The sequence below is a fragment of the Erwinia sp. V71 genome, assembly GCF_965644245.1.
Lineage (GTDB): Bacteria > Pseudomonadota > Gammaproteobacteria > Enterobacterales > Enterobacteriaceae > Erwinia.
In genome coordinates this window covers 1-14128 of sequence record NZ_CBFFRK010000115.1, presented here as the reverse complement: position 1 = coordinate 14128, position 14128 = coordinate 1, and the positions used below count along the sequence as shown (strand labels likewise).

General features: G+C 55.7%; 13 protein-coding genes and 1 pseudogene. 7 read left to right on the top strand and 7 right to left on the bottom strand.

Going from position 1 to position 14128, the window contains the following annotated elements:
* Positions 1-57: 57 nt before the first annotated feature.
* Positions 58-240 (bottom strand): hypothetical protein, encoded by a 183-nt coding sequence (locus tag ACSZO1_RS18205; RefSeq protein WP_437615130.1) that lies wholly within the window; start codon positions 238-240, stop codon positions 58-60.
* Between the two features lie 279 nt (positions 241-519).
* Between ACSZO1_RS18205 and ACSZO1_RS18200 the strand changes: the two genes are divergently transcribed.
* From ACSZO1_RS18200 to ACSZO1_RS18185, 4 genes are all read left to right on the top strand, one after another.
* The gene (locus tag ACSZO1_RS18200) at positions 520-1071 is read left to right on the top strand and encodes an RNA polymerase sigma factor (protein ID WP_437615132.1); all 552 of its coding nucleotides are present in this window, start codon (positions 520-522) and stop codon (positions 1069-1071) included.
* A 137-nt stretch (positions 1072-1208) separates the two neighbouring features.
* Positions 1209-2693, top strand: a complete 1485-nt coding sequence (locus ACSZO1_RS18195; RefSeq protein WP_437615128.1) for a PAS domain-containing sensor histidine kinase — start codon at positions 1209-1211, stop codon at positions 2691-2693.
* A 3-nt stretch (positions 2694-2696) separates the two neighbouring features.
* On the top strand, positions 2697-3338 hold the full coding sequence (locus ACSZO1_RS18190; protein WP_437615126.1) for a response regulator: 642 nt from the start codon (positions 2697-2699) through the stop codon (positions 3336-3338).
* A gap of 5 nt (positions 3339-3343) precedes the next feature.
* A complete protein-coding gene (locus ACSZO1_RS18185) occupies positions 3344-4621 on the top strand; it encodes a DUF445 domain-containing protein (protein ID WP_437615124.1) in 1278 nt (425 codons plus the stop codon).
* Positions 4622-4707: 86 nt separating this feature from the next.
* On the opposite strand, the gene ACSZO1_RS18180 is transcribed toward ACSZO1_RS18185, so the two are convergent.
* The 4 genes from ACSZO1_RS18180 to lptF all read right to left on the bottom strand — a co-directional run bounded on the left by ACSZO1_RS18180 (position 4708) and on the right by lptF (position 7566).
* A complete protein-coding gene (locus tag ACSZO1_RS18180) occupies positions 4708-4986 on the bottom strand; it encodes a helix-turn-helix domain-containing protein (RefSeq protein ID WP_437615122.1) in 279 nt (92 codons plus the stop codon).
* On the bottom strand, positions 4976-5296 hold the full coding sequence (locus tag ACSZO1_RS18175; protein ID WP_437615120.1) for a type II toxin-antitoxin system RelE/ParE family toxin: 321 nt from the start codon (positions 5294-5296) through the stop codon (positions 4976-4978). The genes ACSZO1_RS18180 and ACSZO1_RS18175 overlap by 11 nt, the downstream gene beginning before the upstream one ends.
* Before the next feature lie 93 nt (positions 5297-5389).
* Positions 5390-6466, bottom strand: a complete 1077-nt coding sequence (lptG, locus tag ACSZO1_RS18170; protein ID WP_437615118.1) for an LPS export ABC transporter permease LptG — start codon at positions 6464-6466, stop codon at positions 5390-5392.
* Entirely contained in the window at positions 6466-7566 is a 1101-nt protein-coding gene (gene lptF, locus ACSZO1_RS18165) for an LPS export ABC transporter permease LptF (RefSeq protein ID WP_437615116.1), read from the bottom strand. The genes lptG and lptF overlap by 1 nt, the downstream gene beginning before the upstream one ends.
* A 267-nt stretch (positions 7567-7833) precedes the next feature.
* Between lptF and pepA the strand changes: the two genes are divergently transcribed.
* The 3 genes from pepA (at position 7834) to ACSZO1_RS18150 (ending at position 12756) form a co-directional block, all read left to right on the top strand.
* Positions 7834-9345, top strand: coding sequence for a leucyl aminopeptidase (gene pepA, locus ACSZO1_RS18160; RefSeq protein ID WP_437615114.1), 1512 nt, complete (start codon positions 7834-7836; stop codon positions 9343-9345).
* A gap of 90 nt (positions 9346-9435) precedes the next feature.
* On the top strand, positions 9436-9894 hold the full coding sequence (locus ACSZO1_RS18155) for a DNA polymerase III subunit chi (protein ID WP_437615112.1): 459 nt from the start codon (positions 9436-9438) through the stop codon (positions 9892-9894).
* A gap of 6 nt (positions 9895-9900) precedes the next feature.
* Positions 9901-12756 carry a valine--tRNA ligase gene (locus tag ACSZO1_RS18150; RefSeq protein ID WP_437615110.1) on the top strand — a complete coding sequence of 952 codons (2856 nt, stop codon included), beginning with the start codon at positions 9901-9903 and terminating at the stop codon, positions 12754-12756.
* 86 nt (positions 12757-12842) lie between these two features.
* On the opposite strand, the gene ACSZO1_RS18145 is transcribed toward ACSZO1_RS18150, so the two are convergent.
* Together ACSZO1_RS18145 and ACSZO1_RS18140 are read right to left on the bottom strand one after the other, a co-directional pair.
* On the bottom strand, positions 12843-13871 hold the full coding sequence (locus ACSZO1_RS18145) for a M48 family metallopeptidase (RefSeq protein WP_437615108.1): 1029 nt from the start codon (positions 13869-13871) through the stop codon (positions 12843-12845).
* Positions 13872-13874: 3 nt separating this feature from the next.
* Positions 13875-14051: pseudogene (locus ACSZO1_RS18140) on the bottom strand (DUF898 family protein); the annotation flags it as partial.
* Positions 14052-14128: the final 77 nt, after the last annotated feature.

The following is a 14128-nucleotide window of genomic DNA, read 5'->3' as shown; positions in this document are numbered from 1 at the left end:
ATACAGCTCAGCTAAGGTAAGGCTAATACAGCTAAGGACTCCACTGAACCCCACCGATTAAATCGCACCTTCCCTAAACATCGAACCGATTTCTTCCAGCGAATCATTTAATGTCTCTGCCCGCGTGCGCACATTATCCGGCGCGCGGCTGGCATTCTTCGCCGCCGCCTGTTCGCCGCTTTTCAGTAACGCTTTTACCGTGTGTTGCAGGACCGGTATCGCGGGTTGCATCTTAATCATCGCCAGCACTCCCTGGTGTTAGTCACCCTCTTTCTGTGTCAGCTGGCGGCATTCGGTTCCCGCTGATGACAGAAAAAATTACCCGCCGATAATTTCTCTCCGTCACTAATGCAATTAGTTGCATAACGTCTGCGGAATCCGACACAAAATTCGTCTCAGATAACTCCTGGAAGGAAAAGCGAAGCAAGTCAAAACAACGGGTTAAACACGCAATCTGCGCTGGCATATCGCTTGCTATATCGCCAGCACAGTCGTGTTAACTTCGGAGAGAACATCATGATGAACCCAATCACCCCCACCCCCGCTGCCGCCCACCCTGCTGCTGAATTTGCCCTGCAGGTGAACTGGGATGAGGTCTTCCATCAGCACAATAAGAAGCTGTTAAACTTTATTCGCAAGCGCATCGCCAATCGCGATGATGTGGAAGATATTCTGCAGATGACCTGCCTCGAAGTGCTGCGCAATCGTCATAAGTTTGCGGGCGCGTCGCGACCGGAAACCTGGGTGTTTGGGATTGCGGTGAATCTGATCCGTAACTATTACAAAGGCCAGCAGGGGCGCTGGCTGCAGGACACGCTGGATGATGAGGTGACTGCCGATCTGCTGCTGGAAAATGATCCCAGTGATATTACCGAACACCAGCAACTGCTGGGCGTGACGCTGGATTCGATTGCGCGGCTGCCGGCAGATATCCGCACCATGCTGTCGATTCTGGTGGAGAGCGAGGGCAGCTATCAGGATGTGGCGCAGCAGCTGAATATTCCGATTGGCACCGTGCGTTCACGGCTTTCCAGGGTGCGCGAAGTATTGAAAGGTCATATCTATGCCTGACACCGGGCAGACACACGCGCATGCTATAGTTAGCATGATTATATTTAGCAAACTTCCAAAATAATCCGGGGCGCTGGGCCGTCCCGGCAGCAGAGATGTACTGTGACTGATCACACGACGGCAACTCAGAGGGATTTATGCTGCTGCAGAGTATGACCAACCGACAACCGCCAGCGGGCGTGACGTCCGCCAGATTATCAGACATTGCGCTGAATCGCGTGCATGACGCGGTGTATCTGATCGACAGCCAGTTACGTATCCGCTACGTCAATGACAAAGCCTGTCAGATGACCGGCTACTCGCGTCAGGAGATGGCGACGCTGCCGTTCTCCACCATCGAACATGAACTGCGTGACAGCGATGTGGTGACCTTATGGTGGAAGCTCAGCATGCGCCCGGAGGGGATTACTTTTACCTCGCAGCATACCGACAGCCGTGGCGAACTGTTTCCGGTGGAGATCAGCGCCAGCGCTTATGACAATCAGGGTGAAGTGCAGATCCTCAGCGTGGTACACGATGTGCGCGAGCTGCGCCAGCAGAAGGAGCAGCAGCGCCTGCGCGAAAAGCAGATGCAGCGCGTGGTGGAAAACTCGCCGGACCTGATCGCCCGTTTTGACTTGCAGATGCGCTGTATCTACGCCAATCCCGCCGTGCGCAGCTGCTTTGGCCTTAATGAACAGGATATCCAGCAGGCACTGACCGACAGTGTGCCGCGCGGTGAAGTGGGTCTCAGCTTCTTTAAACTGGTGTCGCAGACGCTGGTCAGTGAGAGTGACAGTGAAGATGAAGTACGCATTGACCGCCACGGCGAGACGCGGGTGGTGAATGTGCGTTGTGTGGCGGAATACGATCTGCGGGGCAACATCACCAGCGTGCTGGCGGTCGGGCGCGATATTACCGCGATCCGCCAGGCCGGGCAGGAGATGCGTGCCGCTCACCAGCAGCTGCGCCTGCTGACGCGCAATCAGGAACTGGCGCGCGAAGCGGAACGTAAACAGCTGGCGCGTGATATTCATGATGAACTGGGCCAGCATCTCACCTCACTGCGCACCGGACTGTCGCTGCTGTCGATTCGTGCCGATGAAGGCAGCGCGGTGATTCAGAGCCAGCTGGCAAACCTGACGCAACTGGTGGACAGCACCATTCAGGTGGTGCGCGATGTCTCCACCCGTCTGCGGCCAAATGTGCTGAATCTTGGCTTAATTCCTTCGCTGGAGTGGCTGCGCGATCAGTTTATGAAGAATGGCGGCTGCCGCTGCATTCTGGTAGCACCGGATGAGCACAGCGTGCAGCTGGATGAGGCGTCGCTGACCGCCGCGTTTCGCGTGGTGCAGGAGTCGCTGACCAACGCCGCACGCCACGCCAGCGCCAGTAATATCTATATTATTGTTAAACCACAGCCGGAGCGGCTGGAGATTGAAGTGGTGGATAATGGCAAAGGCTTTAATATCCATCGCGTGCATAAAAACGCCTTTGGCCTGCTCGGTATTCAGGAGCGCGGACGTATGCTGGATGGCGAGGTCACGATCACCAGCGAAGCGGGCAAAGGCACCCGGGTAAAACTTACGTTTCCCCTGAGCAGCAAAACCCCCACCTCCGGTGAGAGCAAAAAGGATAAGTAACGCATGGATCAACAGATAAAACTGATGATTGCCGACGATCACGCCATTATGCGTGAAGGTCTGAAGCAGATTTTTGCCCTCGACAGCAGTATCAGCGTGGTGTGTGAAGCGCCGGATGGCAGCCAGGTACTGGAGCGGCTGCGTCATCATGAGGTGAATCTGCTGTTGCTGGATATCTCGATGCCAGGCATCAGCGGTGAGGATCTGATTAACCGCATTACCCCGCAATACCCGGAGCTACGCATTCTGGTGCTGAGCATGTACAACGAGCCGCAAATCGCGCGCCGGGTACTCAACAGCGGCGCGCTGGGCTATATCACCAAAGACAAGCCGCCGGAAGCGCTGCTGCACGCCATCCGCACCGTGGCGCGCGGGGCGCGCTATATCGATTACGATCTGGCGCAGGAAATCGTTTTTTCTGACTATCAGGGCGGCAATCGCGCACCACATGAAAACCTGCCGATGCGCGAACGGCAAATCATGATTATGCTGGCGCACGGCGAAACCATTAACGCCATCGCCGATACGTTGTCCATCAGCAATAAAACCGTCAGCACCTATAAGTCGCGCATGATGAAGCGGATGAAATTCAGCAACAACGCCGATATCGTTAAGTATTCGCTGAATTACAATCTGGTGCAGTAACGCCTATGGATAAAGAAACCGAACTGAAAAAAACCAAACGCCTCGCCCTGCTGCTGCTGTGCTGCGCTGCCGGGATCTTTATCACCACCCTGTTCTTCCCACCTGGCTTCTGGGTCAGCGGCATCAAAGCGATTGCCGAAGCGGCGATGGTGGGCGCGCTGGCCGACTGGTTTGCCGTGGTGGCGCTGTTCCGCCGCGTGCCGGTGCCGTTTATCTCCCGTCATACGGCAATTATTCCGCGCAATAAAGACCGCATTGGCGACAATCTCGGCCGCTTTGTGCAGGAGAAGTTTCTCGATACCGACTCGCTGCTGGCGCTGATCCGCCGTCACGATCCGGCGCAGATTATCGCCAGCTGGCTGGCCGCCGCGGGCAATGCCGAACGGCTCGGTCGCCATCTGTTGCAGGTAATGCGCGGTTTTCTCGACCTGACCGATGACACGCGTATCCAGGGTTTACTGCGCCGTGCGGTGCATAAAGCGATCGATAAGGTGGATCTGAGCCAGTCCGCCGCGCTGCTGCTGGAGAGCATGACCAAAAACCAGCGCCATCAGGCGCTGCTGGATGCCGCCATTGAGCAGTTGCTGACGCTAATCAATAAGCCTTCCAGCCGTGAATTTATTGCCCTGCAACTGGTGCAGTGGATTAAGCGTGAGCATCCGATTACCGCCAAAGTTCTGCCCACCGAGTGGCTGGGCGAGCACAGCGCCGACCTGGTGTCGAAAGCGGTAAACTCGATTCTGGATGATATCGGCCATGACCCGGACCATCAGCTGCGCCAGAGTTTTAACCGTGCGACGGCGCGTTTTATTGAGCGGCTGAAGCAGGACCCGGAGATGGCACAACGGGCGGAGAGCATTAAAGAATATCTGAAAGAGGATGAGGCGCTGAATCGCTATCTGCTGGAGTTGTGGGGCGATCTGCGTGGCTGGCTGAAGCAGGATTTAAGCGCTGACAACTCACGCGTGCAGGCGCAGGTGGCGTCGGCGGGGCGCTGGTTTGGTGAGACATTACTGCATGACGACAGTCTGCGTGCATCGCTGAATCAGCATATGGAAGAGGCCGCCAGCACGGTCGCGCCAGACTTCGCGGCGTTTCTGACGCGTCATATCAGCGATACGGTGAAAAGCTGGGATGCGCGCGAGATGTCGCGGCAGATTGAGGTGAATATTGGCCGGGATCTGCAGTTTATTCGTATCAACGGCACGCTGGTGGGTGGCACGATAGGACTGGTGTTGTATCTGTTGTCGCAGGTGCCGCTGGCGATAACATTGTTGCAGTGAATTTCACGGCGAATAACAGCGTTTCTCAGGGGAGAGACACTCTCCCCCAAACGCCCTCGCAGGAAAGCGCTTAGCCGGAGTCAATGTTAGATCTGTTGCAACCTGAAATTCACACCGCACGCATGCGCATAACGCATCAGTGTTTCATAACTCATCTTTGTTGCATTCTTTTCCATACGAGACACGGTCGGGGGCTTAATCCCCATCCTTTCAGCAACCTGAGCAGATGTTAAACCGGCTTCTTTGCGCCATCCCTGTAACGTATCCTGAAGGCGTTCGCGTTCTACTTCAGCTTCGTATGCAATCCGGTATTCGGCATCAGACATTGATTCAGAATGGATCTGGCTGAGTGTTTTATATTTCACTTTTCATTTCCTCCAGTCTGCGGAAAGCCAGTTCTATCTCCCCAGGCGGCGTTTTCATCGACTTTTTGATAAATATGCGTAACAGGAAAATACGCTCGCCAGCCTGATAAACCCATAATCCCCGCGCGATGTCAGAGCCCATGGTCCGAATCTCAAATAAACCGTTCCCGAGGGGTTTCGTATCCGGTTCCCGGAGTGTTCTTGGGTCAGCTTCAAGTTTTTGCAGCAGCCTGACCATTTTAGCCCGCACAGCAGCAGGTAACATCAATAGCTCGGCTTCTGCTTCACGGTGAAAAATCACACTAAACACATATGTTCCTCCCTGAACAATATTAGCCTGCAGGCTAAGTTAGCATCCATGCTAACTTTTGTCTATTTTTCAACCTTCGACAGATCCGAAAGATTACCGCCGCTTCATCAGCATATACACACTGACAGCAAAGAAAGCACCGCTCGGCAGAATCGCACCCAGTACCGGCGGCAAGCCATACACCAGGCTCAGCGGACCAAAGATCTGGTCCAGCACGTAGAACAGGAAGCCAAAGCTAATCCCGGTGACCACGCGCACGCCCATCGACACACTACGCAGCGGACCAAAGATAAACGACAGCGCCATCAGCATCATCACCGCCACCGACAGTGGCTGGAAGATTTTGCTCCACATATTCAGCTGATAGCGTCCGGACTCCTGACCACTCTGCTTCAGGTATTTAGAGTAGTTATACAAACCGCGAATCGACAGCGCATCCGGGTCCAGTGCCACCACGCCCAGCTTGTCCGGCGTCAGATTGGTCTTCCATTCGCCACTGACCATCTGACTGCCCTTCACCTGCTTCGGATCGGTCAGGTTCGACTCATCGACCTGCGACAGCTTCCAGCTATGGCTGCCAGCGTCATAGGTGGCTGACGCCGCGTAACGCACATTCAGCAGGCGGCGCTGATCGTTAAAGTTGTAAATACTGATACCGTTCAGCTCGTTTTCGCCCTTGATGCGCTGGATGTAGATAAAACTGTTGCCATCCTTCGCCCACAGGCCGTTTTGCGTCGACAGCAGCGAACCGCCAATCAGCTGCTGCGCACGGTAGTTACGCGCCATCTGCTCACCCGCCGGGGCGACAAACTCACCAATCGCCATCGTCAGCAACACCAGCGGAATCGCCGTTTTCATGACTGACAGAGCAATCTGCAGACGGGTAAAGCCAGACGCCTGCATCACCACCAGTTCGCTGCGCTGCGCCAGCGTGCCGAGGCCAAGCAGCGCGCCGAGCAGCGCCGCCATCGGGAAGAAGATCTCAATATCCTTCGGCACACTCAGCAGGGTATACAGACCCGCGCCCAGCGCGGTGTATTGCCCTTCGCCGGTTTTGCGCAGCTGATCGACAAACTTGATAATGCCGGACAGCGACACCAGCATGAACAGCGTCATCATGATGGTGTTAAAGATGGTTTTACCGATATATCGGTCGAGTACGCCAAACATTACAGGCTCCCTCCGCGGCTGAAGCGGGCGCGGATGCGCCGCATCGGCACCGTATCCCACACGTTGAGCGCAATCGCCAGCGCCAGGTAGAACAGGTTCACCAGCCACATCCAGACCGCAGGATCAATCTTACCTTTGGCACTGTTGGACTTTAATGAGCTTTGCAGCAGGAAGAAGATCAGGTACAGCAGCATGGCCGGCAGCATCGACAGCACACGGCCCTGACGCGGGTTCACCACACTCAGCGGCACCACCATTAACGCCATCACCAGCACCGAGAAGATCAGCGTCAGACGCCAGTGCAGCTCAGTATGGAAGCGCGGTGTGTCCGATTTCAGCAAATCAGAGAACGTTGCCTGGTCGGCGTCATTCGGGTCAATCGTCGCGGTTTTGTAGCCCACAATCGCCTGATAGTTCTGGAAATCCGTAATGCGGAAATCGCGCAGCAACGCGGTGCCTTCAAAACGGGTGCCTTTATCGAGGGTGACCACCTGTGAACCATCACGACGCTGATCGATATGGCCGCTGTCTGCCAGCACCACCGAAGGACGCGCGTTACCGCTCGGCCGCAACTGGGCGAGGAAAACATGGCCAAACTGGTTGCCCTTCACGTTCTCGATAAACAACACGGAGTTGCCGTCGCTGGACTGCTGGAACTGCCCCGCCGCCAGCGCCGCGGCGCCAGGGTTCGCTTTGGCGTTTTGCGTCACTTCGTTCTGATAACGTGCGGACCAGGGACTGAGCCACACCACGTTGACCGCTGCCACCAGTGCGGTGAACAGCATCAGAATCATCGCGGCTTTCACCAGCACCGATTTACTCAGGCCGCAGGCATGCATCACCGTAATTTCACTTTCGGTGTACAACCTGCCAAGCGTCATCAGAATGGCAAGAAACAGACTCAGCGGCAGAATGAGCTGCGCCATTTCCGGCACGCCGAGGCCTAACAATGTAAGAACTAAATTTGTCGGAATTTCGCCATCCACGGCGGCGCCCAGTATCCTGACTAACTTCTGGCAAAAGAAGATCAACAGCAGGATAAAGAGTATTGCCAGCTGGCTTTTTAGCGTTTCCCGAACCAGATATCTAATGATGATCACGCTTAGTACGCCTGTGAAAACTTGTCTTTTTGCAGGAAAATCGATAGTTTCAACGCTTGTCCGCCATTTTTTCTCATCAATGGCCGTCGTCATAGCTAATATAGTGTATGACACAAGCGTTTAGATGACACAAAAAACCACCAGAGTCATCGAAACTCAATCTGACGTCCGTTTACTAAACGTCGTTACGCAACGGTGTTAAACGTTACGAAAGCGCACCATTCTAGCCGTAGCAAACGCCGTTGTCTTTAAGATTCAGGAGAGTACATGGAGTTCAGTGTAAAAAGCGGTAGCCCGGAAAAACAGCGCAGCGCCTGCATTGTCGTCGGCGTGTTTGAACCACGTCGCCTGTCACCGATCGCCGAACAACTGGATAAAATCAGTGATGGCTACATCAGCGCCCTGCTTCGTCGTGGTGAGCTGGAAGGTAAAGTTGGCCAGACCCTGCTTCTGCATCATGTGCCGAACATCCTGTCAGAGCGTATTTTGTTGATTGGCTGCGGTAAAGAGCGTGAACTCGATGAGCGCCAGTACAAGCAGGTGATCCAGAAAACCATCAACACCCTGAACGATACCGGGTCGATGGAAGCGGTCTGTTTCCTGACCGAGCTGCACGTTAAAGGCCGCAATACCTACTGGAAAGTGCGCCAGGCTGTTGAGACTTCGAAAGAGTCGCTGTACAGCTTCGATCAGCTGAAAAGCAATAAAACCGAGCCGCGCCGTCCGCTGCGCAAAATGGTGTTCAACGTGCCAACCCGCCGTGAACTGACCAGCGGCGAGCGTGCAATTCAGCACGGTCTGGCGATTGCCTCCGGGATTAAAGCCGCGAAAGACCTCGGCAATATGCCGCCAAATATCTGTAACGCGGCTTATCTGGCGTCGCAGGCGCGTCAGCTGGCGGACAACTACAGCAAAAATATCACCACCCGCGTCATCGGCGAACAGCAGATGAAAGAACTGGGGATGAACGCTTATCTGGCGGTTGGCCGTGGCTCGCAGAATGAGTCGCTGATGTCAGTGATTGAGTACAAAGGTAATCCGTCGCCGGAAGCCAGACCGATTGTGCTGGTCGGTAAAGGCGTCACCTTCGATACCGGCGGCATCTCGCTGAAACCGGGCGAAGCGATGGATGAGATGAAGTTCGATATGTGCGGTGCAGCGTCCGTCTATGGCGTGATGCGCATGGTCGCCGAACTGAATCTGCCGCTGAATGTGGTTGGTGTGCTGGCGGGCTGTGAAAACATGCCAGGCGGCCACGCTTATCGTCCAGGCGACGTGCTGACCACCATGTCAGGCCAGACCGTGGAAGTGCTGAATACCGACGCTGAAGGCCGTCTGGTGCTGTGCGATGCGCTGACCTACGTTGAGCGTTTCGAGCCAGACGTGGTGATCGATGTCGCCACCCTGACGGGCGCCTGTGTGATTGCCCTCGGCCATCATATCAGCGGTCTGATGTCGAACCACAACCCGCTGGCGCACGAGCTGATTGGCGCATCTGAGCAGGCGGGTGACCGCGCATGGCGTCTGCCGATTGCCGATGAGTACCAGGAACAACTGGAATCCAACTTCGCCGATATGGCGAACATTGGTGGCCGCCCGGGTGGCGCGATTACCGCAGCCTGCTTCCTGGCGCGCTTTGCCCGCAAATACAACTGGGCGCATCTGGATATCGCGGGCACCGCCTGGCGTTCCGGTAAAGCGAAAGGGGCCACCGGTCGTCCGGTCTCGCTGCTGTCGCAGTTCCTGTTAAATCGCGCGGGTTTCAACGGCGACGATTAAGCCATAAAATAGGGTGAAGCCTTTCACCCTCAGTGAAAGCTGGGCGGCTCTGATGCCGCCCGTTTCCATTTAATTAATCAGGCATCACCGATGAAAAACGCAACCTTCTATCTGCTGGAAACCGATACACCGGTTGACGGACTCAGCGCGCTGGAAGCGCTGGTGTGCGAGCTGGCGGAAGCGCGCTGGCGCGCCGGGAAGCGTGTGCTGATTGCCTGCGAAAGTGAACAACAGGCGATTAAGCTGGATGAGGCCCTGTGGCAGCGTCCGGCCAGCGCCTTTGTACCGCATAATCTGGCAGGCGAAGGACCAAAATTTGGCGCGCCGGTAGAACTGGCCTGGCCACAGCGTCGCGGCAATGCGCCGCGCGATTTGCTGATCAGCCTGTTGCCGCAGTTTGCAGATTTTGCCACCGCTTTCCATGAAGTGATAGACTTCGTACCTTACGAAGATTCTCTCAAACAACTGGCGCGCGATCGCTATAAAGCTTACCGCAGCGTCGGATTCAACCTGAATACGGCCACGCCGCCATTGCCCGGAACGACATAGCAGATAATGGAAAAGACATATAACCCGCAAGATATCGAACAACCGCTGTACGAGCAGTGGGAACAGCAGGGCTACTTTAAACCGAATGGCGATACCAGCCAGGAAAGCTTCTGCATCATGATCCCGCCGCCGAACGTCACCGGTAGCTTGCATATGGGTCACGCCTTCCAGCAGACCATCATGGATACCATGATCCGTTACCAGCGTATGCAGGGTAAAAACACCCTGTGGCAGGCCGGTACTGACCACGCCGGTATCGCAACGCAGATGGTGGTGGAGCGTAAGATCGCCGCTGAAGAGGGCAAAACGCGCCAGGATTATGGCCGCGACGCCTTTATCGACAAGATCTGGCAGTGGAAAGCGGAATCCGGCGGCACCATTACCCGTCAGATGCGTCGTCTGGGTAACTCCGTCGACTGGGAGCGTGAGCGCTTCACCATGGACGAAGGTCTGTCCAATGCAGTGAAAGAAGTCTTCGTCCGTCTGCATAAAGAGAATCTGATTTACCGTGGCAAACGCCTGGTTAACTGGGACCCGAAACTGCGCACTGCCATTTCCGATCTGGAAGTGGAAAACCGCGAGTCGAAAGGTTCGATGTGGCACCTGCGTTACCCGCTGGCTGACGGCGCGAAAACCGCTGATGGCAAAGATTATCTGGTGGTCGCCACTACCCGTCCGGAAACCATCCTCGGTGATACCGGCGTGGCGGTTAACCCGGAAGATCCGCGTTACAAAGATCTGATTGGCAAATTCCTCGTGCTGCCGCTGGTCAATCGCCGCATTCCTATCGTCGGTGATGAACACGCTGACATGGAAAAAGGCACCGGCTGCGTGAAAATCACCCCGGCGCACGACTTTAACGACTACGAAGTGGGTCGTCGTCACAAGCTGCCAATGATCAACATCCTGACCTTTGACGGTGATATCCGTGAAAGCGCACAGGTTTACGATACCAACGGCGAAGAGTCTGACGCCTACGACAGCGCGATTCCGGCAGAATTCCAGAAACTGGAACGCTTTGCCGCGCGTAAAGCGATTGTCGCGGCCATTGACGCACTGGGCCTGCTGGACGAAATCAAACCACACGACCTGACCGTACCTTACGGCGACCGTGGCGGCGTGGTGATCGAGCCAATGCTGACCGACCAGTGGTACGTGCGTACTGCACCGCTGGCGAAAGTGGCGGTGGAAGCCGTTGAGCAAGGCGACATCCAGTTCGTACCGAAGCAGTACGAAAACATGTACTTTTCGTGGATGCGCGACATCCAGGACTGGTGTATCTCTCGTCAGCTGTGGTGGGGTCACCGTATTCCGGCCTGGTACGACGAAGCAGGTAATGTCTTTGTTGGCCGCAGCGAAGAAGAAGTGCGTGCGGAAAACAATATTGCGGCGGATGTCGCACTGCGCCAGGACGAAGACGTGCTGGACACCTGGTTCTCTTCCGGTCTGTGGACCTTCTCCACGCTGGGCTGGCCAGAGAACACCGAAGCACTGCGCACCTTCCACCCGACCAGCGTGCTGGTGAGTGGCTTCGACATTATTTTCTTCTGGATTGCGCGCATGATCATGCTGACCATGCACTTTATCAAAGATGAAAATGGCAAGCCGCAGGTGCCGTTCAAGACCGTGTATATGACCGGCCTGATCCGCGACGATGAAGGGCAGAAAATGTCCAAGTCGAAAGGTAACGTCATCGATCCACTGGATATGGTCGACGGCATCTCGCTGGAAGACCTGCTGGAAAAACGTACCGGCAACATGATGCAGCCGCAGCTGGCGGAGAAAATCCGTAAGCGCACCGAGAAACAGTTCCCGAACGGTATTGAACCGCACGGTACTGATGCGCTGCGCTTTACCCTGGCCGCGCTGGCTTCAACCGGTCGCGATATCAACTGGGATATGAAGCGCCTGGAAGGTTACCGCAACTTCTGTAACAAACTGTGGAACGCCAGCCGCTTTGTGCTGATGAACGCAGAAGGCCAGGATTGCGGTCAGAACGGCGGCGAAATGGTGCTGTCTCTGGCGGATCGCTGGATTCTGGCGGAATTCAATCAGACAGTGAAAGCATACCGTGAAGCGCTGGACAGCTATCGCTTCGATATCGCGGCCAACATCCTGTACGAATTCACCTGGAACCAGTTCTGTGACTGGTATCTGGAGCTGACCAAGCCAGTGATGAACGGCGGTTCTGAAGCGGAACTGCGCGGCACGCGCCATACGCTGATTAGCGTGCTGGAAGCGCTGCTGCGTCTGGCGCACCCGATTATTCCGTTTATCACCGAAACCATCTGGCAGCGCGTGAAAGTGCTGAAAGGCATCACTGCCGATACCATTATGCTGCAGCCGTTCCCTGAATTTGATGCAGCGAAAGTGGACGACGCCGCGCAGGCGGATACCGAGTGGCTGAAACAGGCGATTGTTGCGGTACGTAATATTCGTGCAGAAATGAATATTGCGCCTGGCAAACCGTTGCAGGTGCTGCTGCGTGGTGCCAGTGCCGATGCACAGCGCCGTGTAACCGACAACCGCAGCTTCCTGCAGTCAATGGCACGCCTGGAGAGCATCACACTGCTGCCAGCCGATGACAAAGGCCCGGTTTCCGTCACCAAGCTGATCGACGGTGCAGAACTGCTGATCCCAATGGCTGGCCTGGTCGATAAAGCCGCCGAGCTGGATCGTCTGGCGAAAGAAGTGACCAAACTGGAAGTCGAGATTGAGCGTATTAACGCGAAACTTTCGAATGAAGGCTTTGTCTCTCGTGCGCCGGAAGCGGTGGTGGCGAAAGAGCGTGAGCGCATGGAAGAGTGCGAACAGGCGAAAGTGAAGCTGATTGAACAGCAGGGCGTCATCGCTGCGCTGTAAGTCTCTCAGCAAAGAAAAGCCGGGCAATGTGCCCGGCTTTTTTATTTCCGCTTCTGCATCTGACTGAAGCAGCCCGTATCCTGCAATTAAGGCGCGCCCTTCTCAGCCGCCTTAATCGCCTCAATCCGGTGCGGCATATCGGGATGTGTGCTCAGCCACTGCGGTAACGCCAGTCCGCCATCCTGCTTCTCCCCTTCCTGCGCGATTAACGCATAGATACGCGCCATCTCTTGCAGCGAGCGCCCCTGCTTCTGCATCTGTGCTATCGCCCACTGGTCGGCCTCGCGCTCCATCTCGCGCGAGAACTGCATCTGATCGACAAACGCCGCCGACTGCAACAGCGTATCGCCAATACCGCTGACATCCCCGGTCATCCACATATAGCTCAGCGTCACCAGCGAGGAACGTACCAGCATACGCATCGGATGCCGCCAGTGGTGATGCCCCATCTCATGCAGCATAATCGCCGCCAGCGCATCATCGTGCGTCGCCAGCTTCACCAGGCTGTCGCTGATAATCAGCGTGCCATCCGCCAGCATCAGCGCGTTCGGGCCACCAGGAAACTGCATCAGCTTCAGCTGCGGTGGCAGCGAATCATCATGCAATGCAGGCGGCATCACCCGGGCAAAGAGCTGGTTGATCCGCTGCTGCTCCGGAGCGGATAACTCACTGGTGCGAAAACCACTGACTGACAACAGTTGTTGCGTCTGCTGCCCCAGCTGTCGCTCGATGTAATCAGGGATATGCAGCGCCAGATGGCGGCTGACCCACGGCAGCAATACCCAGACATACAGCACAATCAGTATCAGCGTCGCCAGCAGCACCGCCAGCACTCCGCGTTTGTTGCGCTCAAGCAGGTGTATCCAGCTGATGCGCTTGTGCTGCGCGACCCACTGACGCAGCAAGGCATCATCCGCCGGGACAAAGCGTCCGCCGTCAGCAAAGGTAATGGTTAAGGGAATCGAGCCTGGCGCATCGGACAGCGTAATATCCTTCAGCTGAAACTGCTGTTCGGTATCCGCAAGATGCAGTGAAAAATGGTGAGTATGTAATGTGAGACGGGCAGCCTCGCGAGCTGCCCGTCCTGGTTGCTGATAATAACCGCTAAGATGCACCGTTTAGATCCCGACGTTCAAATCAAACGCCTGCACCACTTCTTCCGCAATCGCACTGCGTGCAGAATTGTTTTGTGCATGGACATTCAGCAGTGCCATATCCCCTTCCACCGCGGTGGACTGCGCCAGATAACGCGCCAGACGCACTTCCGCCACTGGTGCACCCAGACCGAGGGTGAAAAGCGCGAATTCAGATAATAAGTGCAACGCTTGGTCATGTGGATGGAGGGACGGTTAGCTACCGATAAGCTATCCTG